The organism is Haloarcula sp. Atlit-120R (genome assembly GCF_003665885.1).
In the GTDB taxonomy this organism is placed as follows: domain Archaea; phylum Halobacteriota; class Halobacteria; order Halobacteriales; family Haloarculaceae; genus Haloarcula; species Haloarcula taiwanensis.
In genome coordinates this window covers 824789-848591 of record NZ_QPLN01000001.1, presented here as the reverse complement: position 1 = coordinate 848591, position 23803 = coordinate 824789, and the positions used below count along the sequence as shown (strand labels likewise).

At 64.3% G+C, this 23803-nt stretch carries 27 protein-coding genes; 13 read left to right on the top strand and 14 right to left on the bottom strand.

Translation table 11 applies throughout. The features are described from left to right. Nucleotides 1-12 precede the first annotated feature (12 nt). On the bottom strand, nucleotides 13-1125 hold the full coding sequence (locus tag DVK01_RS04395) for an RNA ligase (protein ID WP_101351077.1): 1113 nt from the start codon (nucleotides 1123-1125) through the stop codon (nucleotides 13-15). Between the two features lie 98 nt (nucleotides 1126-1223). On the opposite strand from DVK01_RS04395, the gene DVK01_RS04390 reads away from it, so the two are divergent. Continuing rightward, nucleotides 1224-1898, top strand: coding sequence for an RNA ligase partner protein (locus tag DVK01_RS04390; protein WP_101351076.1), 675 nt, complete (start codon nucleotides 1224-1226; stop codon nucleotides 1896-1898). Here DVK01_RS04390 and DVK01_RS04385 read toward each other — a convergent pair. Then, the gene (locus DVK01_RS04385) at nucleotides 1895-2146 is read right to left on the bottom strand and encodes a hypothetical protein (RefSeq protein WP_101351075.1); all 252 of its coding nucleotides are present in this window, start codon (nucleotides 2144-2146) and stop codon (nucleotides 1895-1897) included. The two genes, DVK01_RS04390 and DVK01_RS04385, sit on opposite strands and share 4 nt — an antisense overlap. Before the next feature lie 110 nt (nucleotides 2147-2256). Between DVK01_RS04385 and DVK01_RS04380 the strand changes: the two genes are divergently transcribed. Continuing rightward, nucleotides 2257-2748, top strand: coding sequence for a metallophosphoesterase (locus DVK01_RS04380; RefSeq protein ID WP_101351074.1), 492 nt, complete (start codon nucleotides 2257-2259; stop codon nucleotides 2746-2748). A 3-nt stretch (nucleotides 2749-2751) separates the two neighbouring features. Here the strand turns inward: DVK01_RS04380 and DVK01_RS04375 are convergent, their stop codons facing one another. Continuing rightward, complete coding sequence (locus tag DVK01_RS04375; RefSeq protein WP_101351073.1) at nucleotides 2752-3816, bottom strand: type II glyceraldehyde-3-phosphate dehydrogenase; 1065 nt, start codon at nucleotides 3814-3816, stop codon at nucleotides 2752-2754. A 192-nt stretch (nucleotides 3817-4008) separates the two neighbouring features. On the opposite strand from DVK01_RS04375, the gene DVK01_RS04370 reads away from it, so the two are divergent. Further along, nucleotides 4009-4962 carry an aminopeptidase gene (locus tag DVK01_RS04370; RefSeq protein WP_121535570.1) on the top strand — a complete coding sequence of 318 codons (954 nt, stop codon included), beginning with the start codon at nucleotides 4009-4011 and terminating at the stop codon, nucleotides 4960-4962. 186 nt (nucleotides 4963-5148) lie between these two features. Here DVK01_RS04370 and DVK01_RS04365 read toward each other — a convergent pair whose 3' ends face one another. Continuing rightward, on the bottom strand, nucleotides 5149-5565 hold the full coding sequence (locus DVK01_RS04365; RefSeq protein WP_121535567.1) for a DUF1648 domain-containing protein: 417 nt from the start codon (nucleotides 5563-5565) through the stop codon (nucleotides 5149-5151). Between the two features lie 110 nt (nucleotides 5566-5675). On the opposite strand from DVK01_RS04365, the gene DVK01_RS04360 reads away from it, so the two are divergent. The 3 genes from DVK01_RS04360 (at nucleotide 5676) to DVK01_RS04350 (ending at nucleotide 7747) form a co-directional block, all read left to right on the top strand. After that, nucleotides 5676-6329 carry an HVO_0476 family zinc finger protein gene (locus DVK01_RS04360; protein WP_101351070.1) on the top strand — a complete coding sequence of 218 codons (654 nt, stop codon included), beginning with the start codon at nucleotides 5676-5678 and terminating at the stop codon, nucleotides 6327-6329. Between the two features lies 1 nt (nucleotide 6330). Further along, the gene (locus tag DVK01_RS04355) at nucleotides 6331-6954 is read left to right on the top strand and encodes a protein-L-isoaspartate(D-aspartate) O-methyltransferase (RefSeq protein WP_121535565.1); all 624 of its coding nucleotides are present in this window, start codon (nucleotides 6331-6333) and stop codon (nucleotides 6952-6954) included. A 61-nt stretch (nucleotides 6955-7015) separates the two neighbouring features. Continuing rightward, nucleotides 7016-7747 (top strand): protein-L-isoaspartate O-methyltransferase, encoded by a 732-nt coding sequence (locus tag DVK01_RS04350; RefSeq protein WP_101351068.1) that lies wholly within the window; start codon nucleotides 7016-7018, stop codon nucleotides 7745-7747. On the opposite strand, the gene DVK01_RS04345 is transcribed toward DVK01_RS04350, so the two are convergent. After that, nucleotides 7744-8190 (bottom strand): Ig domain-containing protein group 1 domain-containing protein, encoded by a 447-nt coding sequence (locus DVK01_RS04345; protein WP_101351067.1) that lies wholly within the window; start codon nucleotides 8188-8190, stop codon nucleotides 7744-7746. The two genes, DVK01_RS04350 and DVK01_RS04345, sit on opposite strands and share 4 nt — an antisense overlap. A gap of 75 nt (nucleotides 8191-8265) precedes the next feature. Between DVK01_RS04345 and DVK01_RS04340 the strand changes: the two genes are divergently transcribed. Then, on the top strand, nucleotides 8266-9330 hold the full coding sequence (locus tag DVK01_RS04340) for an ATP-binding protein (protein WP_101351066.1): 1065 nt from the start codon (nucleotides 8266-8268) through the stop codon (nucleotides 9328-9330). A 12-nt stretch (nucleotides 9331-9342) separates the two neighbouring features. Here the strand turns inward: DVK01_RS04340 and crcB are convergent, their stop codons facing one another. From crcB to DVK01_RS04325, 3 genes are read right to left on the bottom strand one after another with little or no spacing between them, the layout of a single operon-like run. Continuing rightward, the gene (gene crcB, locus DVK01_RS04335; protein ID WP_101351065.1) at nucleotides 9343-9702 is read right to left on the bottom strand and encodes a fluoride efflux transporter CrcB; all 360 of its coding nucleotides are present in this window, start codon (nucleotides 9700-9702) and stop codon (nucleotides 9343-9345) included. Then, nucleotides 9702-10085, bottom strand: coding sequence for a CrcB family protein (locus tag DVK01_RS04330; RefSeq protein ID WP_121511357.1), 384 nt, complete (start codon nucleotides 10083-10085; stop codon nucleotides 9702-9704). The genes crcB and DVK01_RS04330 overlap by 1 nt, the downstream gene beginning before the upstream one ends. A gap of 2 nt (nucleotides 10086-10087) precedes the next feature. Next, complete coding sequence (locus tag DVK01_RS04325; RefSeq protein WP_004590827.1) at nucleotides 10088-10435, bottom strand: hypothetical protein; 348 nt, start codon at nucleotides 10433-10435, stop codon at nucleotides 10088-10090. Nucleotides 10436-10740: 305 nt separating this feature from the next. Here DVK01_RS04325 and DVK01_RS04320 point away from each other — a divergent pair, with 305 nt between their 5' ends. The 4 genes from DVK01_RS04320 (at nucleotide 10741) to DVK01_RS04305 (ending at nucleotide 16055) form a co-directional block, all read left to right on the top strand. Beyond that, nucleotides 10741-12702 (top strand): archaea-specific SMC-related protein, encoded by a 1962-nt coding sequence (locus tag DVK01_RS04320; protein ID WP_121535562.1) that lies wholly within the window; start codon nucleotides 10741-10743, stop codon nucleotides 12700-12702. A 44-nt stretch (nucleotides 12703-12746) separates the two neighbouring features. Next, nucleotides 12747-13364 (top strand): rod-determining factor RdfA, encoded by a 618-nt coding sequence (rdfA, locus tag DVK01_RS04315; RefSeq protein ID WP_101351062.1) that lies wholly within the window; start codon nucleotides 12747-12749, stop codon nucleotides 13362-13364. A 218-nt stretch (nucleotides 13365-13582) separates the two neighbouring features. Further along, on the top strand, nucleotides 13583-14686 hold the full coding sequence (locus tag DVK01_RS04310; RefSeq protein ID WP_121535559.1) for an aminotransferase class V-fold PLP-dependent enzyme: 1104 nt from the start codon (nucleotides 13583-13585) through the stop codon (nucleotides 14684-14686). Nucleotides 14687-14759: 73 nt separating this feature from the next. Beyond that, complete coding sequence (locus DVK01_RS04305; RefSeq protein WP_101351060.1) at nucleotides 14760-16055, top strand: NUDIX domain-containing protein; 1296 nt, start codon at nucleotides 14760-14762, stop codon at nucleotides 16053-16055. A 24-nt stretch (nucleotides 16056-16079) separates the two neighbouring features. Here DVK01_RS04305 and DVK01_RS04300 read toward each other — a convergent pair whose 3' ends face one another. Continuing rightward, nucleotides 16080-16826, bottom strand: coding sequence for an MBL fold metallo-hydrolase (locus tag DVK01_RS04300; RefSeq protein WP_101351059.1), 747 nt, complete (start codon nucleotides 16824-16826; stop codon nucleotides 16080-16082). Between the two features lie 97 nt (nucleotides 16827-16923). Between DVK01_RS04300 and DVK01_RS04295 the strand changes: the two genes are divergently transcribed. After that, nucleotides 16924-18060 carry a site-2 protease family protein gene (locus tag DVK01_RS04295; protein WP_121535556.1) on the top strand — a complete coding sequence of 379 codons (1137 nt, stop codon included), beginning with the start codon at nucleotides 16924-16926 and terminating at the stop codon, nucleotides 18058-18060. A 97-nt stretch (nucleotides 18061-18157) separates the two neighbouring features. Next, nucleotides 18158-19012 (top strand): ZIP family metal transporter, encoded by an 855-nt coding sequence (locus tag DVK01_RS04290; protein ID WP_121535553.1) that lies wholly within the window; start codon nucleotides 18158-18160, stop codon nucleotides 19010-19012. Nucleotides 19013-19018: 6 nt separating this feature from the next. On the opposite strand, the gene DVK01_RS04285 is transcribed toward DVK01_RS04290, so the two are convergent. The 5 genes from DVK01_RS04285 to DVK01_RS04265 form a co-directional block, all read right to left on the bottom strand. Continuing rightward, nucleotides 19019-19318, bottom strand: a complete 300-nt coding sequence (locus tag DVK01_RS04285) for a CPCC family cysteine-rich protein (protein WP_101351056.1) — start codon at nucleotides 19316-19318, stop codon at nucleotides 19019-19021. Nucleotides 19319-19386: 68 nt separating this feature from the next. Beyond that, a complete protein-coding gene (locus DVK01_RS04280) occupies nucleotides 19387-19671 on the bottom strand; it encodes a DUF6360 family protein (protein WP_058994208.1) in 285 nt (94 codons plus the stop codon). Nucleotides 19672-19705: 34 nt separating this feature from the next. Then, nucleotides 19706-20866: a nicotinate phosphoribosyltransferase gene (locus DVK01_RS04275; protein WP_121535550.1), complete on the bottom strand. Its 1161-nt coding sequence runs from the start codon at nucleotides 20864-20866 to the stop codon at nucleotides 19706-19708. 52 nt (nucleotides 20867-20918) lie between these two features. Then, the gene (locus tag DVK01_RS04270; protein WP_121535547.1) at nucleotides 20919-22280 is read right to left on the bottom strand and encodes an Hvo_1808 family surface protein; all 1362 of its coding nucleotides are present in this window, start codon (nucleotides 22278-22280) and stop codon (nucleotides 20919-20921) included. Next, nucleotides 22273-23730 carry an Hvo_1808 family surface protein gene (locus tag DVK01_RS04265; RefSeq protein ID WP_121535544.1) on the bottom strand — a complete coding sequence of 486 codons (1458 nt, stop codon included), beginning with the start codon at nucleotides 23728-23730 and terminating at the stop codon, nucleotides 22273-22275. Before DVK01_RS04265 ends, DVK01_RS04270 begins: the two co-directional genes overlap by 8 nt. Nucleotides 23731-23803 lie beyond the last annotated feature (73 nt).

Here is a 23803-nt window from a genome sequence, read left to right as displayed (position 1 = left end):
CGGTCACTCTTCTCACTCGTCGATGGTCCCACCCTCTAGGTAGTATCGCGTCTTGTCACGCGTCGACTGGGCGACCTTGGTAAACGTGACAACCCGCTGGTTGCCATCCGTCTCGTCACGCTCGATATGGAGTTCCAGGCCCTGATCGCGGAAGTACGACAGCAGGTCGGCGATGGTTTTCGGGTCGCCACGAACAGTGTGTGTTTCGCCGACCGGGTCACCTCTGTCTACCGCCCGTATTGTTTCGACTGCAGGCTGAAGAATGGCTTCACCCAACTCCTGTGCCCGCTCGCGAATCGTTGCCGGCGACTCGCCGCGCTCGACGGCCTGGAAAGCCTCCCGTATGACGCGGGTGAAAACGAAGTCTCGCCCGTAGTCGAATGGTAGTTCGAACGCGTGTTCAAGATCGGCCCGATGGATCGCGCTCGTCGTGTACTTCAGCGCCGTCTTCCCGTCCGTCGATTTCAAGACAACGCCTTCCCGGTCGCGAGCGTTCAGATCATCGATCCGTTCGCGGGCGACGTCGACGGCCGCTGCCGGGGTGTAGGTCCCGTAGTGGTCGACGCTTTCGAGGCCGTAGGTCTCACACCGGTCGAGGCGCCGTTCGACGCCCATCGGCGTCCCGCTCTCGCGGTGGCGGATCCCAAACACGTAGAACCCGACCTCCTCGACCTCGCTGTACTCGTGGTCGGTGTAGGGGTTCTCCGGCCCGACGAGTTCGCCACACAGCATGTGCTCGGGGTGGTCGTCGAAGAACGCCTCGGCGTCGAGCAGCGCCTCGACCTTCCGCGTGGTGTAGGGACAGACGAACCCGCTCCGGGTGAACGCGAGTAGGTCCCCGTCGATTCGGGCGACCCTGACGTTGTAGCCGTTGAGTTTCTCCTCGATGGCGACGGGTCCCTCGAAGGTCTCCCGAACCGCCGGTTCGAGGACGAGCGCGCGCGGCATCGACGGGTAGCCCCGGACGACCACGTCGTCGACGAGCGCCGTCCCGCGCTCGATGCCGTGGCGCTCGTCGCTGAGGTGTCGGTACCGCTGGCCGCGGAACCACTCGGTGTCGAAGTGTTCCAGCAGGTCCGCGGGGTCGGCGTCGACGTCGAACAGCGACCCCCAGTCTCTCGACATACGTGAGGGTTGTTGACATGACACCAAAATTCTGCTGGCGCGTCCCGCCCGGCGGGACTCGCCAGAGGGCATTAGTTACCGGCTACCGTAGCGCCGGTATGGTCGACCGCCCGCTCAAACAACGGTTCGTCCTCGACACGTCGCTGTTTCTCACCCCGGAAATCAGGAGCGGCGACGAGGACCTGGAGGCGGCCTGCCTGGAACTGCTCGACCTCATCTCGGAGGCGAAACTGGTCCACAACATCTCCTGTTACATGCCGCCGTCGATACAGGCGGAACTGACGACGATGCTCGAAGACCGGGCCATCAGCGACGAGGTGCTGACGAAACTGGACACGTGGGTCATTACGAAGTCCCCGGCCCACCACGAGGTACGGATTCCGGCGGCCCACGTCTACGAGTTCATCGACGAGATGTCCGAGCGGGTGGACCGCGGTCTGCGCGTCTCCGAGAAGGCCGTCCGGAAAGCCGAGGAGTCGCGGGCCGAAACGGTCGAGGAACACGACCACATGACGGAGGTGGACAAGGTCATCTCGGACCTGCGCGACGAGTACCGGGACACGCTCCGGCAGGGCGTGCTCGATTCCCGCGAGGACTTCGACCTCCTGATACTCGCACAGGAACTGGACGCCGGCGTCGTCACGGAGGACCAGGGCATCATCAACTGGGCGGAGGACTTCGGACTACGGTATCTCAAGGGGCGGAACTTTCCGTCGCTTCTCAGGGAGTACCTCGCGGCCGACGACCCGGACCGCTGGCGCGACGAGACCTAATCGTCGTCACGGTCCGGCGAGTTCCCGCCGGGGAGCGCGCTGCGCGCCCGTCCGACGATTGCGCCGGGGATGTCCGTCGGGGAGGGGGCGACCCACTCGATGACCAGTAAGGCGGCGGCTAACCCGAGAAAGACTGCACCGATTGTCGTCTGGCCGCGGGCGATGTTGTCGACGCCGAGGAGGGTGACCCGCGCGGCGAGTACGACCGCGACCATCAGCTCGATTGTCCCGATGAGCCCCCGTGCCATCGGTCGCTGTAGACGGTGCCCGAACAAAAGCACCGCGCCTGCGTGACGCCCGCGGCCACACCAGTTCGTGGGACATACGTTCAAGTCGCTGCCGGCTAAACGTCGCTGGTATGCTAATCGGCATCGTCTCGGACACACACGACAACGTGTCGCAGGTCGAAGCCGCAGTCGAGACATTCGTTGATGCGGGCTGTGAGACGGTCGTTCACTGTGGCGACTTCGTCGCTCCGTTCTCGGTGACGCCGTTCGACCGCAACTGGTCGTTCTACGCCGTCCGCGGCAACAACGACGGCGAGTGGGCGGTCCAGTCCACCGTCGCGGACTTCGGCACGTACTTCGGCGAGATGGGCGAGGTGACCGTCGACGGCCACGACATCGCGATGTACCACGGCACCAGCGGCGAGATCGTCGACGCGCTGGTCGAGTGTGGCACCTACGACTACGTGCTCCACGGGCACACCCACGAACGCGGCCACGAGGAGCGCGGGGGGACGGAACGAATCAATCCCGGCGGCATCTCGATTCCGCCGGCCCCTGAGCCGTTCTCGGTTGCGACGCTCTCGACGGTGACCGGCGAGGTCGAATTCCACGAACTGGGGTGAGAATCAGTCGTCGGCGTGACTGTCGACGCGCTGTGGGCTGCCGTCGTGTTCGACGAGGCCGCGACCGACGCCGAGAGCTTCGTCGGTGCGTCGGATGCTCTTTTCGGCGCTTGCGGTCCGCTCGGAGAGTGCGCGGACGGCGTCGATATTCTCGGGCACCACGTCGGCTTCCTGGTGGATGGCCTGGAACAGGTAGAGGTCCCGTCCTTCGACCGTGATGGATTCGGCCCAGATACAGTTCTCCCATACGTCACCGCGCGGACGACCGGCGTCGCGAGTGTACTCCTTGAGCTTCCCCGCACCGTCGATACCAAGCGTCTCAGGGATAAGGAACAGGCGCGACTCGTCGGCGAGGAGGGACGTGACTTCTTCCGTCGTTGGCTCGCTTTCCAGCGTGACATTGACGCTGTGGGTATGCATCTGCGTCGTCGGGACCTTCATTCCCATCGTGTCGATGTCGAGGTCGGGAAAAATCGTCTGGACGTCAGGACCGTGGTGGGAGGGGATTTCGACGGGGTCGGGAAGTGTGTCGTTGATCGGGCCGCGACCGGTCTGGCCCGGGTCAGCACCACGCCGGACCAGTGTCACACGTGATTTTTCAACGCCGTATGATTCCTTGAGCGGTGCGAGGAGGCGTGACAGGCCTGTTGTATTACAGGAGACAACGCGGGCCGTGTCAGCCCCGACCGCATTTTCGTAGTTGGCGCGAGCATTGAAGCTCACATCTGCCACAGCAGCGTCTTCCCCACCTTGGAAGATGGCTGGCGTGTCGTGCTCGGTATACAGCGACGCGTTAGCCGCGCCGACGCCACTTGGCGTGGTGTCGACGACCACGTCGCTCGTCTCGATGAGGTCATGGACCGTCCCGGCCGTCGCGAGGTCGGCGTCCTCGAACGGTTCGCGGCCGTCCGCGGCGTAGAGGTCGTAGCCGCGGTCGTCTGCGATAGTTGCCTCGAAGTTCGGCGAGCGCTTTGCGACGCCCGCAACTGTCATATCTGGCTGGACACGCACCGCGTCAGCGACGCGTTTCCCGATGGTGCCGAAGCCGTTGATGCCCACGTGGAGCATACACGTCCTTTCCTCCGGGGAGAGTATATTCTTTGTGATTAATATACGGAGAAATTAACTCAGATAGTTGTACCTCTGGACATTGTGAACTTTTAACACAAATTATCAGAAAACACTGAGCTGTAGTGTGTTTCGGCGGCGTACGCCGGCAGTCTATCAAGAGTTATTCAGGCGGAGTACGCACTTAGTTGTATGGACAACTCGTCGCTTCGCGCGCCCGCCGAGACTGCCGTCAAACAGTGTCTGAACCTCCAGCCTGACGAATCGTGTGCGGTCGTCACTGATGACCAGCGGAACTCAATCGGCGAAGCGCTGTATCGCGTCGCCACAGAGATTACTGACGACTCCGTTTTCGTTCGCTATCCGCCGGGTGAGCAACACGGCGCAGAGCCGCCCGCGCCGGTCGCCGGCGCGATGAAGACCGCTGATGTCGTACTCGCGCCCACGACGAAGAGCCTGAGCCACACAGAAGCCCGAACCGACGCCAACGAGGCCGGTGCCCGCGTCGCGACCCTGCCCGGGATTAGTGAGGGCGTGTTCCTCATGGGGTTAGACGCCGATTACCACCGTATCGAACAGCACTGCGAGGACGTGCTGGCGCAGGTCGAAGACGCTGAGGAAATTCGCGTCACGTCACCCCAAGGGACCGATATCACGTTCGGCATCGGTGCGCGCGAGTGGCACATGGACACCGGCATTGTCCACGAGGCCGGCGAGATGTCGAACCTCCCCGCTGGCGAGGTGTTCCTCGCCCCTGAGACGGCCGACGGCACATTCGTCGTCGACGGGACGATGCGCCCCCACGGCAAACTCGACGGGAAGCGTCTCACCTTCGAGGTTGAGGACGGCTACGTCACGGACATCGACGACCCCGATATCCGCGCACAGGTCGAGGACGCTGCCGAGGAAGTCGGCCAAGACGCGTACAATCTCGCAGAGCTGGGTATCGGCACGAACGTCGCTGTGACCGAACTCGTCGGCTCTGTTCTTCTAGACGAGAAGGCCGGCGGCACTGTCCACATCGCTATCGGCGACGACCACGCAATGGGTGGCGACGTGCACGCGCCGATCCATCTGGACGGAATTCTGACGGAGCCGACCGTGTATGCGGATGGAGAGGAAGTGGAACTTCCTCGGGTAAAGTGAGCGGCAACGCCGCGAACACGGGGAGGTCGTAGACCTCCCGGAGCCGAGCGGTGAGTAAAATGAACCGCGAGGTAGATGTGGCAGTGACATTTCCTCGTGTAGAGTGACCGACCCGGGGCCAGAACGGAGTCACGACAGACAGGAATGGAAGCGTGGGTCGCCCATGCCGACCGCTGATGGTTTCTCCTACTCGTGTTCGTATTCCATCTTCACAGCATATCCGACGATGAGCACCGCCCAGACGAGAGATCCGACGAGGACGAGGTCGAACGGGACTTGGTAGCCGAGGTTCCAAGCGAGCACGAGTCCGTGTATCGCCCCCATGAACGCCATCGTTGCGACGGTGACCGTGGCCGCTACTTGCGGCACGTCCGGCGGGTCGTAGCGGAACGCCCCTTTCAACACAATGAGGGTTCCGAGCATCAGCGCCGGCATGAGAACGACACCGACCGGCTTCGAGACGTAGTTATCGGGCGTGCCCGACGCGGAGAAGTGAACCGCGACTTCGGCGGGGAGGCGAGACCAGACCGCCACACCGGCCATGGCTGTCAGGGCGATGATGGCACCGCTTACGATGTCGGCACGGCTCTGTCGGCGCGCCATACCTGTCGTTCGATCCGGCGGCTCAAGAAAGGCAGCGTGACTATGCGAGACAGAACCACGAGCAGCGCCGTGGCGACGACCATTTACGGGAGCGCAGTCAACGCCTGCATATGACAGACGCTACACCGGGCGACCGCATCGCCCTCCCGTGTCCGGCCTGTTCGCCGGACCTGGAAACGGTTCACGAGGTGCTGAAGCCGGGCGGCCACGTGACGGTCCGCTGTACGGACTGTGACCACGTCCACAAGGAGCAACTGCCAGAGGAGGAGACACTAGAGCGAAGCGTTGTCGTCTCACAGGACGGCGACTCCTTCACCGCAGAGGTCGACGTGCCGGCCGAAGAAGAGCTGTCCGTCGGCGAGGAGTTCTTACTGGAGACCGAAGAGGCCGTCGTGACCGCCCGCATTACCAGTTTAGAGACCGCGGACGGCCGCGAAGACGAGGCGGCCGCCGAGGACGTCGAAACCATCTGGTCGCGGGCCGTCGGCAACGTCTCGGTCAACGTCACGATGCACCCGAAAGACGGCACGCACGACGAGACCGAGAGCTTCAAGCTCCACGTCCCCGGCGACTACGAGTTCGTGGTCGGCGAAACCGAGGAGTTCGGCGAGGAGGAGTTCACCGTTGAGGGGATTCACGTCCGCGACGACGCCCACGGCTACGACCACGAGAACATGGACCACGACGGCGACATGGGTATCGCGAAGGACATCAACCGGCTGTACGTCAGAGACGAGTCGACCACGGCGTGGTCTGCGTGGTAGGATGGCGGACTGGGACCGACAGCGGTCGCGACTGTCTGACCGTCTCCGAGAGCGGGTCGCCGACGAGGACGTTCTCGCGGCGATAGCGTCGGTTCCGCGCCACCTGTTCGTCCCGGACGACAAGCGACACGCTGCCTACGCCGACCGCCCGCTCCCGATTGGGTCGGGCCAGACGATTTCTGCGCCGCACATGGTCGCAATCATGGCCGAGTTACTCGACCTATCTCCCGGGGATCAGGTACTGGAGATTGGTACGGGATGTGGTTACCACGCCGCGGTGACCGCCGAACTAGTCGGTCCCGAGAACGTCTACAGTGTGGAGTACCACGCATCGCTGGCTGACGAGGCCCGTGATACACTCGAAGTGACCGGTTACGGAGACGTCTCCGTTCGCGACGGCGACGGCAAGCAGGGGTGGTCCGAACACGCGCCCTACGACCGAACGTACCTGACCTGCGCCGCGCCGGAGTTCCCCGGTCCGCTCGTCGACCAGACCCGCGACGGCGGCGTCCTCCTGGCCCCGCTCGGCGACGGACAACAGCGCCTTATCCGGGCGGAGAAACAGGCTGACGGCACGCTCAACAGAGTCGACCACGGCGGGGTTCGATTCGTCCCGCTCCAGTAGCGGTTTCGACAGACGTGGCCGTTGTCGCGCCATTGATATAGCTCTGGCCGAATATAGTGATATGGATCCGGCGGTACTGCGGGACGACATGGTCGACAGCCTGCAACACGACAGTAAGGGTGTCGTCCGGAGCGCGTGGCTGTCGACAGCGATGCGCGCCGTCCCCCGCGAGGCCTTCGTCGGCGAGCAACAGGCCTACTCCGACCGCCCCTTCGAACGCCTCGGCACGCGCGTGCTCTCGCCCAGCACCGCCGGCCGAGTGCTCGAAGCCCTGTCGCCCGAAGAAGACGACGACGTGCTCGTGGTCGGTGCCGGCGTCGGCTACACGGCCGCGGTGCTGGCAGAACACGTCGGCGCGGCCAACGTACAGGCGATAGACATCACGCGGCGGCTCGTCGCCGAAGCGCGCCAGAACCTGGCCCAGGCGGGCTACGACGCCGTCCTCGTCGACCGCCGCGATGGGGCCGACGGACTGCCCGAGTACGCGCCCTACGACCGAATCCTGCTGGAAGCCGCCGCAATCGACCCGCCCAGGGCGCTCCTCCGGCAACTGACCGACGACGGGCGGCTGGTGATGCCGCTGGGAACCGGCGAGCAGTCGCTGGCCGTCGTCGACGCTGACGGGTCGGTCGAGCGACACGGCACCGTCGCCTTCCAGCCAATGCTCGTCGAGGGCGAGCAGGCCGACACCGTCGAGCGCAACCGGACTCACCGCGAGGACCGCGAGCACGCCCGCCGGGCGGCCCAGTCCCGCGCTGGCTGGGAGCAGGAGTGGATAGACTGGGACGGCTAGGGCGACCTGACGACGAGCAGGTCGGTGTTCGAGCGGGCGTCCTCGTAGCTGCTGCCCGCCGGCGGTTTCACCTCGAACGTGACTGTGCCGTCCTGTTGATTCGGCCCGAGCGACGGCGACAGCGAGAGGGTCGCGTTCCCTGCACTACCTGTTTCGCCGGTCTTGACTGACGAGAGTGTCGCCGTCCCGCTTTTCGCGACGACCGTTGCGCCGGAGACCGGTGACCCTTTCGAGTCGACGACAGTGACAACGATGTCCTGTGACCCCGGATTCGCCACTTCCGGGTGTGGCTCAACGTCGATCTCCGTCACTTGTAGCGTCTCGATTCCCGAAATAGTACTCATCATCACGGAGAGGCAGGCGACGCCGACCACCAGCGCGATAACGAGGCGAATCGGCAGTCCCTCGATAGCACGTTCGTCGCGCCACAGCGAATCTGACATGGACAGGCGTGGTTCCGAACTCGTATTTGAACCCTTGGACGAACGTTCAAATACCGGAAGGGGTCAACCGCCGGCATGGTCGTTCTCGGGCGCGGGGAAGCGACGGGGGCAACGACGCGGCTGGGCCACTATCGGGCCCGCGATGGAAGCAGCAGTGCTCCAGTCAATCTCGATGTCGACCGGCCACACGTCGGTCTCGTCGTTGGCAAACGTGGCTCGGGGAAGACGTACACGCTCGGCGTCTTCGCCGAGGGACTGATTGCCGCTGAGGGGGTCGCCCCGGTCGTCATCGACCCGATGGGGGCGTTCACGCCGCTCGGAACTGCGGATGTGTCTGCGACGGTCATACATCCCAGCGTTTGCGCGAACGCGCTTGACCCGCGCCAGTGGTGTACGGTGCTCGGCCTCGACCCGGAACGAGGTGCAGGCGCGCTTGTGTGGCGAGCGGCGAGCGAGTGTGTGACACTCGACGGGATGCGCTCGTGGGTAGCCGATGCGGATGCGGCGGCGAGTACCGCTCGCGCGGCAGCGAACCATCTCGCGCTCGCCGCGTCATGGGACATCTTCGATGCTGCGGGTATCGAGACAGAAACGCTGTGCAGCGATAGCCTGACAGTGTTCGATCTGTCGGGACTGGCCTCTCGACCAGCCAGCACGGTCCTCGCTGCTGTCGCGACTTCGCTGTACGACGTTCGGGTGGCCGAGCAGACGTGCCGACTGCCGTGGCTATTGGTCGACGAAGCCCACGCGTTTACTGACGGCGTTGCCCGGCGTCCGCTTCGCCGTCTCGTCACGCGAGGCCGCCAGCCCGGTGTGAGTTGTGTGCTGGCGACACAGCGACCCAGCGCGGTCCCGGCGACAATCGTCTCTCAGACTGATCTGCTCGTCGCACACCGACTGACGAGTACGGCTGACATCGACGCACTACAGGCCGCCCAGCCGACGTATCTCGACGGCGATTTCGCGGCCCGGCTTCCGGAGACGACCGGTGACGCGCTCGTTGTTGACGACGGCACCGAATCCGTCCATCACGTGACTGTCCGCGAACGGCGGACGCCCCACGGCGGCGAGACCCCGCGGGCAAGTGACCTCGGCGCAGACAGAGAGCAGGACTGCTCTGTGGCACGTTCTGAAAAATGACGACTCTATGAGTCACACGGCCCGCACGAGGCCCCAGGCCAGTCCGATTCCAGCCAGCGCACAGACGAGGTTCCCGACAGCGTTGCCCACAGCCAGCCCTACGTAGCCGTCCTCCCACAGTCGGACTGTCTCTACCGAAAACGAGGAAAACGTCGTGAACGATCCGCACGCACCGACACCGACAAGCAACGCCGCGTCACCGGTCACACCAGCGAACGTGACCAGTCCCAAAACGAAGCTTCCGACTGCGTTCACTGTGAGCGTCCCGAGCGGGACCGGTTCTCGCTGGACCGCTCCCGACAGATAGTGGCGACAGAGTGCCCCGAGTGCCCCACCGGCCCCGACCAGATGCGCCGATTCGATAGCGACCATCAGCGCTCGCCTCCGGTGAACAGCCGGACGGTTTCACGGCCGACAAGGACGCCGGTAAACCCCAACGCGTAGCTCCCAACGACGTTCGCAACAGCCCACTCAGGCGTCAATACTGTCTCTACCGCGAACGTGCTGTAGGTGGTGAACGATGAGAGGAAGCCGGTCGAAGCGGCCAGTTTCGTCTCGCTGGCCAGTGCACCGACCTGCAGTCCCTCGTACACGAGCACACCGAGCGCGAAACTGCCACAGACGTTGACCAGCAGCGTCCCCTGCAATCCCGGAAAAAAGAGGCCGACGAAGTACCGAAGGTTCGAACCGGCGAACCCCCCGAGGCCTACGAGGACGATAGTTTCGACCGTTACTAGCGGGTTGGTATCCGCCATTTTTACTCTCCGAGTATCTCCGCCAGCCGTGCTTCACCGAGTGTGTCGACGAGCTGTGCGAGTTCGATAACTCGCTCTTCGCCGAGCGTATCCACGAGTTCACGGATTTCTGCCGGGTCGAACGTCCGGGCGACGTAGCCGAGATTCTCTACCATTCGCGTGGTCCGGTCTAGCGTCTCTTCGTCGGGGCGTAGCGTTAGCGGTCGGTTCGTGAATTTCCCGTTTTCATTGAAGTAGCAGAACCGCAACTCGGCGGTGTCGCTGTCATCCGGATCGACAATCTGCAAGACACCGTACCCACTGTCCCACTCGTCCAGTTCGACCTCAAGTAGCGTTTCGTAGCGGGTCACAGGACTTGATTCCAAACACATCGACTTATAGATTGGCATGTCGAAAACAAAAACAAGCGATATAAGTTACAGATCATAACAAAACAGAAGATATTCGAGAACGATCCGAACTTCCTCGGCGATAACGCTGTACCGGAATAATATTGGTACAGATGTTATTCCGGAATCGCTGTCGGCGTATCGACGGTCTGGTGTATCCCATCGTGCCGAGTCTTCCGTAGTAACCCATCGTCGGAGACACCAATGGCTAAAATGGTTTTCGGCAATGAAATTATTTTTATAGCCGCTCCAACTACGGCAGAGCAATGCCAGAATCAAAACAGGGATCTAGTGTCGCCCATTTTGATGTCACCAATATCGGTGGGATCGATGAGACAGCAGTCGATATACCACCGGGCGTGACTGTCCTGACGGGGAAGAATGCCACAAACCGGACATCGTTTCTACAGTCTATTATGGCGGCGATGGGAAGTACGCAGGCCACACTGAAAGGCGACGCCGACGAGGGGAGCGTTGCCCTCACGTACGGCGATGAAGTGTACGAACGGACGCTCACGCGAGCGGGGGACGCTGTCCAGTTTGACGGTGAGAGTTACCTTGACGATCCATCGGTCGCCGACCTGTTCGCGTTCCTCCTCGAAACCAACGAGGCACGTCGGTCGGTGGCTCGCGGCGACGATCTCCGCGAAATCATCATGCGGCCGGTCGACATCGACGCGATCCGCTCGGAAGTCGAACAGCTGGAAGCGGAGAAAGGCGAAATCAACGACGAACTCGCCACGGTTGAATCCCGCCAGCGCGACCTTCCGGACCTCGAACAGCGCCGGACCGAACTCCGCGAGCAGATCGAAGAGAAACGCGAGAAACTGGCCGAGCGCGAGGAGGAGATAGACAACAGCAGCCGGGATATTGAGGAGAGCCGTCAGGAACAGGATGTCCTCGAAGAGAAGCTCGACGAGCTCCGCTCGACGCGGTCGGACCTCGAATCTGTCCGCCGGGACATCGAGGCACAGGAGGAGAGCATCTCCTCGCTGAAACGCGAACGGGCTGACCTCGAAGACGAACTGGAGGAACTGCCAGAGACGCCGATGGGCGACCAGCAGCACCTCGAAGACGAAATCGCAAGCCTGCGTGACCAGCGTCAGCGGCTGAACAGCGAGATATCCGACCTCCAGAGCCTGATCCAGTACAACGAGGAACGGCTCGAAGAGGAAGACTACGACGTCATCCAGTCGCTCGAAGACGCGCCCGAAGGCTCCGGAGGCGCGGTGACAGAGCAACTTCTCGAAAGCGAGGACGAGGAATCTGTCGTCTGCTGGACGTGTGGCTCGACGGTCGACCGCGAGCAGATCGAAGACACGGTCGACCGTTTGCAGGATCTCCGCCGGCAGAAAGTCGAGGACCTCAACGACATCAAGTCGGAACTCGACGACCTCAAGACCGACCAGCGCGAAGCCGAAAAGAAGCAGCGCCGCCGCGAGAACGTCGAACGGAAGATACAGGAGACCGAAACGGAGATCGAACGCCGCGAAGAGCAGGTCTCCTCGCTGAAAGACCGGCGCGAGGAACTGACCGAGGATGTCGAGTCGCTGGAAGACGAGGTCGACAACCTCGAATCCGAGGACTTCGACGAGATCCTCGCGCTACACCGGGAGGCGAACCAGCTCGAGTTCGAGATCGATAGTCTGGAGTCCGACCTCGATGACGTGTCCGCTGAGATTGAGGAGATCGAGGAGCTGGTCAATCGGGCCGACGACCTCCGTGAAGAGCGCGACGCCCTCGTCGAGGAACTCACCGACAAGCGGACGAAAATCGACCAGATCGAAGCCAACGCCGTCGACCAGTTCAACGAGCACATGGACGCCATTCTCGGTATTCTGGAGTACGAGAACCTCGAACGAATCTGGATCGAACGCATCGAGCAGACCGTCCGCGAGGGGCGACAGAAGGTCGACCGAACGGTGTTCGAGCTCCACATCGTCCGAACCACCGAGAACGGTGCGGCTTACGAGGACACCATCGAGCACCTCAGCGAGAGCGAACGCGAGGTGACCGGCCTCATCTTCGCCCTCGCGGGCTATCTGGTCCATGACCTCCACGAGAGCGTTCCGTTCATGCTGCTTGACTCGCTGGAAGCCATCGACTCGGCGCGGATCGCCGAACTCGTCGAGTACTTCGCTGACTACGCTGAGCATCTCGTCGTGGCCCTCCTACCGGAGGACGCGCAAGCGCTGGACGACGACTTCAACCGCATCACCTCGATCTAACCCCGTAGTCTTTTAGTTCCGGTTACCGTACGTGGGACCAACAGATGGCGAATACGACAGACGGCCGGCCGTCGAGCAAGGTCGCTCGACTTATCGACGAGTATGAACTTGATGGACTCGGTGCGGAGATGGAGGCTCGCTGGACGGGTGACGGTGAAGAGCGGATGAGTCTCCGTGATCTGGCGGAGTTTTTCAACAAGCGTCTCCTCGAACGTGAACTGGTCGATGCGGGCCTGAGCGCGCTTGAAAGTGACGTAGAATCGACCTACGAGAACCTCACTGGTGACGACATCAGTACGGGTGTTCGGACTGACACCGTCAATCGACTCGAGCGCAATGGCGTCGATGTCGACCGTCTCGAAACCGATTTCATCACCTATCAGGCCATCCGGTCATATCTGAAGGAATGGCGCGGCGCGGAGTATCAGGGGCTGTCCGACGACGAGAAGATCGAAAAGGACCTTGAAAGTATTCAGCGACTCTTGACCCGAACGCTGTCGGTCACCGACCAGCGTATCGAGAAACTGCGCGATACGGGCCGCATCGACATCGAGGACTTCGAGGTATTTCTGGACGCACAGGTGCTGTGCCAGTCCTGTGGCAGCCAGTACGCCGTCGCGGAGTTTTTCGACCAGGGCGGCTGTGAGTGCCACCAGGACTGAGTCGACACTTTGGACTCTCTCTGACTACGCCGAGGTACCCGCAACGACGCGTCGACAGTAGAACAACCGATAGCAATTGTGATATCCAACGGAACAAACGATTCGAGGACACCGAGCTGCCGTAGAAATAGAACCGTACTGCCGTCCCGGGAATCCGCCGTCGTAGCTGCTTACTGGGGCACACAGGGCTGAAGACATCGGGGGCCATTGGAACGGTCATGGACCCAGGCGACCTCCGAGCGTCGATTCCGGCACTCGAACGGTGTACGTATTTCAACACAGGAGCAAGCGGGCCGACGCCCCGCCCCGTGGTCAACGCCGCAACGTCGTTTCTCGAACGTCACGCTTTCGACGCGCCCGCGGCTGAGGGGCCCTATACGGTTGCGTGGGACGCTATCGCGGCGGCCCGCGAAGTCGTCGCCGATCATATCGGGACCGACGCCGCCAACGTCGCGTTCACTCGCAGTACCGCCGACGGAGTCAACACGGTCGCAGGGGCCATAGACTGGCAACCCGGCGACGTGGTAGTCCGGACCGACCTTGAACACCCTGCCGGCACGCTTCCGTGGGATCGACTGGCCGACACCCACGGTATCGAGGTCCGGGTGCTGGAAACAGACGGCGGACGACTCGACATGGCAGACGTGACCGACGCCGTGGCCGACGCCAGACTGGTGGCGCTGAGTTCACTCTCTTGGACTCACGGGACCAGACTCCCGGTTTCGGCCGTCGTCGACGCGGCCCACGACGCGGGCGCACAGGTACTCGTCGACGCCGTCCAGTCTGTCGGGCAACATCCCGTCGACGTGACGGAATGGGGTGCGGACTTCGTGGCCGCGGCGGGGCACAAGTGGCTGCTGGGCGTCTGGGGCGGCGGGTTCCTCTACGTCAACCCGGACGCGTATGACCGACTCCATCAGACCCGCATTGGCTATCGAAGCGTCGAAGACCCCGGCGCTGACGGTTATAACTACTACGAGGGCGCGCGCCGATTCGAGGTCGGCACCACCTCTCCAGCTCCCTACGTCGCGCTCGCACATGCTATCGAAACGGTCGAGGCCGTCGGGTTCGACACGATCCAGCCCCGCGTCGAACGGCTGACGGACCGGCTCAAGGACGGGCTTGGTGACCGACTGCTGAGTCCCCGTGACTACGAGTCGGGACTCGTGACGTTCACCGCCGATGACCCCGAGGCGACCGTCGAGCGACTCGCGGCTGAGGGCATTATCATCAGGTCACTCCCTCATCCTGAGGCGCTCCGGGCGTCCGTCCACGCGTTCAATACGGCCGACGACATCGACCGCTTGCTCGACGCGCTATAGCTTTCACAGCACCCTGTTGTGACTGGCGTTACAGCCCCGGACTTTCTTGTCTCGACCGGCCGTTCTTCCTCGCATGGCGACACGCCCCGTCGTGACGTGCTTCCTGCGTAGCGAAGGCGAGGTGCTGCTGTTGCGCCGGAGCGGTGCGGTCGGCTCGTATCGGGGCCAGTGGGGTGGTGTGGCGGGACACGTTGCCGACGACGCCGGGCGGGACCGGGACCCGGAGACGGCTGCGCGGGCTGAAATCGACGAGGAGACCGGGTTGGCCGACGCGGTGACGCTCGTCCGGCGCGGCGACTCATTGCAGGTCGCAGACGACGATCATGGGGTTCGCTGGCAGGTTCACCCGTTTCTGTTCGACTGCGAGGCCCGCACAGTCACGACAAACGAGGAGACGACCGAGACCGCGTGGGTCCACCCGCCTGAAATCCTGACCCGTGAGACGGTCCCGCGACTGTGGACCGCCTGGGACCGCGTTCGGCCGCGAGCGGCGACCGTTCGCGAGGACCGAACCCACGGTTCGGCGTGGCTGTCGATCCGGGCGCTGGAGGTGCTACGCGACGAAGCTGCCCTGGCCGACGCCGGACGGAGTGACGACCTGGAGACGGCCGAGCGGGGCGGCGACGACTGGAGCGCGCTCGCCGCCCTCGCCGCCGAAATCCGCGAGGCCCGTCCCTCAATGGTCGTCGTCGCCAACCGGGTCAACCGAGCGATGGCTGCTGTCGCCGACCAGTCGCCGGCGGCCGTCGAGCGGGCCGTTACGGAGTCGCTGAACCACGCGGTTACCGCCGACCGCGTGGCCGCCGCCGTCGCCGCCGAACACGTCGGCGACCGCCTTGCCACGCTGTCTCGGTCTGGGACAGTCCGCGCAGTGGTCGACGCCACTGCGCCTGAGGCCGTGCTCGTCGCCGAGTCACGGCCCGGGAGTGAAGGCGTCGGCGTCGCAGAGACACTCGCTGGTAGCACTGCCGTGACACTGACCACCGACGCGGCCTTCGGCCACGAATTGGATGCGTGGAGCGCCGACACGCTCGTTGTCGGGGCCGACCGCGTCCTTCCGGACGGCCGCGTGGTCAACAAGGCCGGAACCCGCTCGGCGGCGCTGTCGGCGGCCGCCGCGGAGGCGGACTGCTACGCGGTGTGTGCGGCGGACAAGATCGCACCACGCGCTACGTGGGACAGCGAGGAGCGAGAGCCACAGGAGGTGTACGACGGCGACACAGACATCGCCGTATTGAATCCGACTTTCGACGTGACGCCGGCGTCGGCAGTGACGGTCGTCACCGAACGCGGCGTTCTGGAGACGAACGATATTGAGGCAATCGCAGACGCCCACCGGGAACGGAGCGAGTGGACCGAGCGCCGGTGACATCCGAGACCGAAAGTCGCTTGCTCAGTGCTCGTCTAGCACGACCGGCACACCAGCTTCGGCCACGTCGGCGGCGAACTCACGGGAATCGGCTTCGAGGTTCGAGAAGGTGTTGTAGTGGACTGGCATCACGAGGTCCGGGTCGATGGTTGCGGCAAGGGCAGCGGCCTCGTGGCGGTCCATCGTCGCCCGCGGGCCGATGGGCGGACACAGTAGCGAGACGTCGAGCGTTCGGTGTCCGGGCAGCACGTCCGAATCCCCCGGATAGAAGGCTCTGGTCTCCTCGACAGCGATCATGAACCCACAGCCAAAGCCCTCCGGGTGGTACGGGCTGCCATCTGGCCGCGTGTGTGGGCCGTCCGGTTCGTTGTACGCTGGCGTTGACCATATCGGCACATCCCCGACTGTCGTCTGTGATTTCATTCCGACTTCGACAACGTCGTAGGGCAGCGAGGACAGCGGCGGGAGGTCCCGGTCACCGACGCGCTCATCGATACCCTCGTAGGCAACAACGGTCGCGTCCTCGCTCGCGACGCGCTCGATACCATCAGGGTCGTAGTGGTGGACGTGGGTCACACAGACAACGTCGCCGTCTTCCGCACGGTAGTCGCTGCTCGGTGGATGACCGATCCCGTCCGTGTGGGGTTCCCACTCGCCGGTGAGGACGCCGTAGCGGCCCGGGTCGACATACACCACCGTGTCGTCGCCGGCGAACCGGAGCGTCGCGTACCCCAGCCAGTCGACGGTCAGCCCGTCGTGTCGAACTGTCATTGACTGTCGATACGCGTTACACCCTGAATAAGTCAGCTACTCGTGGGCGTCGCCACTCGGCAGAAGATATACCCGAGCGCTGCCCGTCTGCTCGCCCGTGCGAAACTTCCACATCACGACGGTCTGGGGCATTCCGATACGGGTCAACATCTCACTGCTGATTTTCCTGCCGGTGCTGGCCTGGATTATCGGCAGCGGAGCACAGATATCTGTGTATGCCGGTATCGTGAGTGCCCTGTCGGGCGTGCCACTCGACCTTACGGTGCTGACCGCGGGCCAGACACCGTGGCTCATCGGCACCGCCGCGGCCGTGGGCCTGTTCGCCAGCGTCGCCCTCCACGAACTGGGCCACGCATGGGCAGCGATGCGCTACGACCTCCGGGTCGAGTCCATCACGCTCTGGATTCTTGGCGGTCTCGCCAACCTCGAAGCCATGCCCAAAGAGTGGAATCGGGAACTCGTCATCGCGCTGGCCGGCCCGGCCGTGAGTATTCTGACCGGGCTTGCCTGCTACGCCGCACTGTTTGCCTTGCCGGCGAGTGCGGAGGTGACGCTGTTCGTTATCGGCTGGCTAGCCGTCACGAACATCTTCCTCGCCGTGTTCAACATGCTGCCGGCCTTCCCGATGGACGGCGGCCGCGTGCTCCGGGCACTGCTCGCACGAAAGCGGCCGTACGCGACGGCGACCCGAATCGCCGCTCGGGTCGGGACCGGGTTCGCCGTGCTGTTCGCCGTCGTCGGCGTCCTCTCGTTCAGCCCGCTGTTGCTGCTGCTCGCGCTGTTCGTCTACGGCGCCGCATCGAGCGAATCCCGTACCGTCGCCCTGGCAGCGCTGCTTGAGGGGCTGACCGTCGATGACGTGGCTAGCCCACTCGACGCGACTATTGAGGCCGACGCAACTGTCGAGGATCTCGTCGACCGGATGTTCGCTGGTCGGCGGACCGAGTTCGCCGTCACGCGCGGCGGCGACGTAATCGGCGTCGTCACAGTTGGCGACTTCAGGGCACTCTCGAAGACTGAACGCGAAGCCGACACCGTCGCCGACCTGATGGACACTGACCTGCCGCGCTTTGCCTCAGAGACGGCAGCCTTCGATGCGCTCGTCGAACTCGACACCGCCAGAGCCACTGCCGCATTCGTCGACGGCCCCGAGGGAACCCGCGTTGTCTCCCGGGACGACTTCGCCAGCGCGATGGAGATGCGGCGGCTCGTCGGCTCGCCGGAACCGTTCTAGCAGCGTGGCTGAGGCATCGAGACGTTTTCGAATTGGGTCAGCGCTCCCGCTCTAACGGTCGGTACACACAAGAGGGGGCGACGTGCACTACTGGACAATGCAATCCGGGTTTGTCGACCTGTTTGTCGACCTCGTCGGCACCGACCCGCTCATAAACGGCCTCGTCGGCGGGGTCATCATCGCGACGATGAACCTCTTCGGCGCGTCGCTCGTGCTGGTCTGGCGTGACCCCTCTGAGCGGGCGCTGGACACGGCGCTTGGGTTCGCCGCCGGCGTGATGCTGGCCGCTGCGTTCACGAGCCTCATCATCCCCGGCATCGAGCAGTACTCGGGCGGCAATCCGATTCCGACGCTCGTCGGCGTCGCGCTCGGAGCGCTGTTTCTGGATCGCGCGGACGGGCTCGTCCCGCACGCCCACTACCTGCTGACGGGAAGCCGCCGGTCGGACGCGGCTAACCCCGGCCAGGACCTCCCGGTCGACGAGGCCAAACTGACCGGCGTCGTCCTGTTCATCCTCGCCATCACGCTGCACAACGTCCCGGAGGGGCTGGCCGTCGGCGTCGGCTTCGGCGCGGCCGCCGGCGACCCGCTCCAGTTGGGGAGCGCGCTCTCGTTGATGCTTGCCATCGGCATCCAGAACATCCCCGAGGGGCTGGCCGTCTCCGTCGCAGCGATAAACGCGGGCCTGGACCGGCGGCTCTATGCCGTCTTCTCAGGCATTCGCTCCGGCGTCGTGGAAATCCCGCTCGCAGTGCTCGGCGCTGTCGCCGTCGTGACCGTCGAGCCACTGCTCCCCTACGCGATGGGCTTTGCGGCGGGCGCAATGTTGTTCGTGATTTCCGACGAGATAATCCCCGAGACGCACCAGCGCGGCTACGAGCGGGTCGCCACGCTCGGGCTGATGGCCGGCGTCATCGTCATGCTGTACCTTGACATCGCGCTCGCGGCCTGAACCGCGTCACTCGTCGTAGGGCCAGTTCGGGTCGCGGTCGAGGTCCGTCGGCGTCTCGCAGTCCCCGGCTTCGTCGGGCGAACACGCCCCGTGTTCGCGGAAGTTCTCCCGCGCCTCGGTCAACGAGACGTGGTTCGTATCGCTGACGAACTCCGCGTCCCCGAACTGGATGGGGTCGTCGAGCCAGTGACACACCGGACACATCTCGTAGGACCCGGGCCGGCCCTCCGGGAGCGTCTGGTAGCCACAGCACGGGCAGTAGCCGAGCTCCCGTGCGGCTGGATTACCGGGCGTCTCGGTTGACATATTTCGTGGTATGTGTCTTCACACCATAGAATTATCGAACCGCGATGCATGACTATTGCCGTGACGGACTACTCCGACTGTGCGTCCTCGACTTTTTCGGCGTACTCCTCCAGTTCGGTGGCCAGTTCGCGGGCCTGGGCCGCCGACAGCGTCACCGAGTCAGCGTGGGGCTTCACCGCGTCGAGGTCGGTGTTGTCCATCTCCAGTTGGAGTTCGACGTGGTCCGGGTTCTTCCGCGGCGCGGTCACGTTCAGGACGGCCAGGGCCTCTTCCTCGAAGCCGTGGCCCTCTACCTCACCGTCGAGCAAGTCGAAGGTCGTGTACGCGTTGACCTTCATGATGCGGTCGACCATACGCCGCGTAGGCGGGCCGGCGACTTAACGCCCGTTACTCGTCCCCGACGCCCTCGTAGCCGACCCGCTCGGCGTCCGACGCCGCGCGCTCGATGGCAGAATCAAGATCGAACTCCCGGACGACTTCGCCGTCCCGAACCAGTGGCCTCATGAGCGACTCGGCCTCGGCCGGTCCCTCGCGGTCGGCCAGCCCGACGTGGTGGCCGCCCGATTCGGTCCGGTACACCGACTTCTTGCCGGTGAGCTTGCCCCGCTTTGCCGCCGGCTCGCCGTCCACCTCGACGATGTCCAGCGCGAAGTCCAGCGGGTCGGCGTTGGCGACGTAGCTCCCGACGCCGAAGCCGTCGGCCACCTCCCGGAGTTCCCGGAGCGTCGTCGGCGTCAGCCCCCCGGAGAGGAACAAGTCCACGTCCTCGTGGCCGTAGGCGTCCAGCGTCCACCGGACCTCGCGGACGATGTGCCGGAAGTCGCCGCGGCGGGACCCGGTGGTGTCCAGGCGGACGCCCGCGAGGTCGTCGATGGCCTCGGCCGCCCGCAGCGCCTCGTCGGCCTCGTCGCTGTAGGTGTCGGTCAGCGCGATGCGGGGCGTCTCCTCGGGGACTGCCTCGTCGAACGCTCGCCACGCCGCCTCCTGGTTGCCTCGGCCGAAGCAGATCATCAGCGCGTGGGGCATCGTCCCGCCGGCTTCGCGGCCGATGACCTCGCCGGCGGCGACGTTCGAGATGCCGTCGAGGCCACCCAGTAGCGCCGCCCGCTCGACCATCGCCCCTATCGAGGGGTGGACGTGGCGCGAGCCAAAGGATAGCACCGTCGACTCCGGCGCGGCGTGGCGCGCTTCTAACGCCCGCGTCGCGATGCCTGTTGGATGTGAGAGAAAACCGAGGAGCGCGGTCTCCAGCCGACAGAACTCCCGGTAGGACCCCTCGATTCGCATCACTGGACCGCCGTCGAACAGCTGTCCTTCGGGGAGCGCGTCGGCGTCGACGGCGCGCCCGTCGAGCAACCGCGCGGCGTCTTTCAGCCCGGCCAGCAGTTTCCAGGTCCCCGTCGCGAACTGGTTCGCCGTCACCTCGGCGACCACGTCCGGGTTCTTGCCCGCGTGCTCTAGCGCCTCCATCGTCCGGTCGAAGTAGGCGTCGGTCGCCCGCCCCTGGCGAATCGCCTCTGGTGAGACGATGTCGAACTCCTCGCTCATGGCACGGTGTTTTCAGTGTGGCGAAAAAAGCGGTCCGGTCGGCGACTTCCCTTCAGGACCCTGCTTGCTGGTGGATATCGTCGAGGTCGCCCACTGTCGGTCCGTTGACGATGCGGACGGTCTTGCCCGACCGGACCACGCGGAAGGCGTCGTTGAACTGGTCGTCTTCTGGGACGACGTAGACGTTACTGCGGGGCTGGCTGGCGTCGTGCTCCTCTGTCAACGCCGCCCGGTAGGCCTGTTCGAACTCCCTCGCGTCTTCCTCGGTATCCCAGCGAGTCTCCCAGACGTAGCCGTAGCCGCCCGAGCCGTTGCGGTAGGGCACGACGAGGTCACCGCCCCAGCCGGCCGAGATATCGCTCTCATAGCTGTAGCGGTCGGCCTCCACCTGCCCGTTGTGGTACATCATCGCGTAAATCGAGGTCTCTCCAACCGTGTCGCCGACCGGGTCGTGGTCGAAGCGACTCCACTCGTCGGACGAACGGTCGGTGACACTGACGTTCACGGGCTTTTCGTCGGGGTACTTGTCCGGGTGGAGTACCTGCTCGGTGCTATCCGGGAAATCGTCGTGCAGCTCGTCGACAGCGCCCCAACCGCCGTCCGAACGCATCTGATCGACGAACCGCGGCCCGGTGACGTAGGGCTGGTAAAGGACGGTGAACAGCCCCTCGTTGTAGCTCGGCTCCTGGCTCCCGCCGTCGCCGTCGTCGCTGCCGCCCCCGCTGTTCGTCCGGTCGGGGAGCGCGATGCAGCCCCAGCCGTCGCCACAGCGGCGCTCGTAGAGGATGCGGACGTAGTTAGCCTCGCCCTCTGTGACACCCTGTCGTGACAGCTGCGTGTCCTGCGTCTTTGCGGAGCCGTTCAGCCCGAAGTGCTGGTCCTGCAGGGCGTGGACCAGTTCGTGTGAGAGCGTCCGCCGGTCGATCTGTGGCGTCTCTGTCGGGCTGACGATGACAATCTCGTCCCGACTCGGCGAGTAGTAGCCTTGGACCGTCGTCGACAGCGTGTTGTCGATTTCCTCGCTGCTGCCCGAGTCCTCGCCGATGAGCAAGAGCGCCTCCCACACTTGGTCGTTCCAGGGGTCCTGTGGACGGCTGCTGCCGCCGCTGCCGTTGCCTCCAGAGCGATTCTGGTACTCGGCTCGGGAGATAACCGAAACCGGGACCGAGTCTTTGAACTCCAAGTCGCGGACCTGCTCGACGCGGGCCATTGTCCGGGCGACGACGGCCTCCCGCTCGCTCTCGTTTAGCCCGTCGCCGGTCGTCACCGACACCGGGTCGTCGTACCAGTAGCCGTTCTCGTAGCCGATGGCGTCCCCGCCGGTCGGCGTCTCGGGGTGGTCGCTGCCGCCGAGGGAGGGGACCGTACAGCCCGCCAGGACGACCGCCAGCGCAATGAGCAGTTCCTTACGCATCGTGGACCTCGCTCAGTTCGTCGGCTGTCGGTGCGTTCGCGACGGTGACGGTCTGCCCGTCGACCCTGACCGAAACAGCGTCGGTGTAGGGGCTGTCTTCCGCTATTATCCAGTGCCCCTCTGCGGTTCGAGTGCCGCCCCAGTGAGCGATGACCGCCGTCCAGGCATCGGCGAACTCGCGAGCGTCGGCCTCGCTGGCCCAGGTTGTCTTCCAGACGTACGCCGTCTCGTCGCCGCTCTCGTAGACGTGCATCCGACCGCCCTGCCAGCCGTCGGTGGCGGGCAGGTCGTAGTTGTACGGGTTGTCACTGTCCAGCGACCCGTCCTCGTAGTTGATGACATCTCGCGTCCGGACGACGCTCGACTCGTTGTAGTCATCGGCGATGGTGTACGCCATCGACCCCGCGATAGCTGACGGGCCGACGACGGCGTAGTCGGGACGGTTGCGGTCAGTCGAGGGTCTGACCCGCTCCCAGTCGCCGCTGGACTGGTCCGCAAGCGAGACTGACTCGGGTTCCCACTCGGGGTAGCGCCCGGGGTAGGTCACTTCGGCGGCCCCGTCGGGATAGTCGTCGTAGGCGTCGTTGACGGCGCTCCAACCGCCGCGTTCTCGAAGGTCGCCGACCAGTCCGGGCCCGTCGCTGTAGGGGAAATACTGCATGAAGTTGATGCCGAAGTGGCGAGCACCGCCGCCACCGCCGCTCTGGGCAGGCCTGTCGATACAGCGCCATGCCTCGCCACAGCGGTCGGTGTAGGTCTGGGTGACGGCGACGGCGTCGCCTTCGACCACGCCGTTCCGACCCTGCACCTGATCCCGCGTCCGCGCGTCACTTCCGAGGCCAAAGTGCTGGTCCTGCAGCGCATGGACGAGTTCGTGGGCCAGCGTGCCCCGGCTAATCGTCGGCGTTTCGGAGTCGCTGACGATGACGATTTCACCGCGCTGGCTGCTGTAGTAGCCCAGCACGCTCTCCCCGCGATTGCTGTTCTGGACGGCGATGGAATCGCGGTCCTCGCCGATGAAAAACAGCGCCTCGAACTTCGCGTTGTCGAACCGGCGCAGCGAATCGCCGACCTCGCCGCCGCCCGTGTTGTTGCGGTACTCAGCCCGTGAGACGACGGAGACCGGGACTGTCTCTTTGAACTCTAGCCCGCGAAGCCGCTCGACGCGGGCCATCGTCCGGGCGACGACGGCGTCCCGCTCCGTCTTGTTCAGTCCGTCCTCGGTCGTTACCGACAGCGATTCGTTGTACCAGTAGCCGTTCTCGTAGCCCAGCCGGTCCGTCGCAGGCGCTGCCGGAGCGGAGCCGTTGTTCCCGTAGTCGGTCGCGGGTTCGATCGGCGTCAGATCGACGGTGCTCGACTCCGCCTCTGGCGACGCGGTGGGTGCCTGACACCCCGCAAGTAACAGCACAACGGCACAGAGAACGACGAGGGCGAAAGGGCGGCGCATCTACTTCCACGGTAGGTTACCACAGTGAAAAGTCACACGCTCACTGTGGACACATTCGTCCGGCAGAACGAAT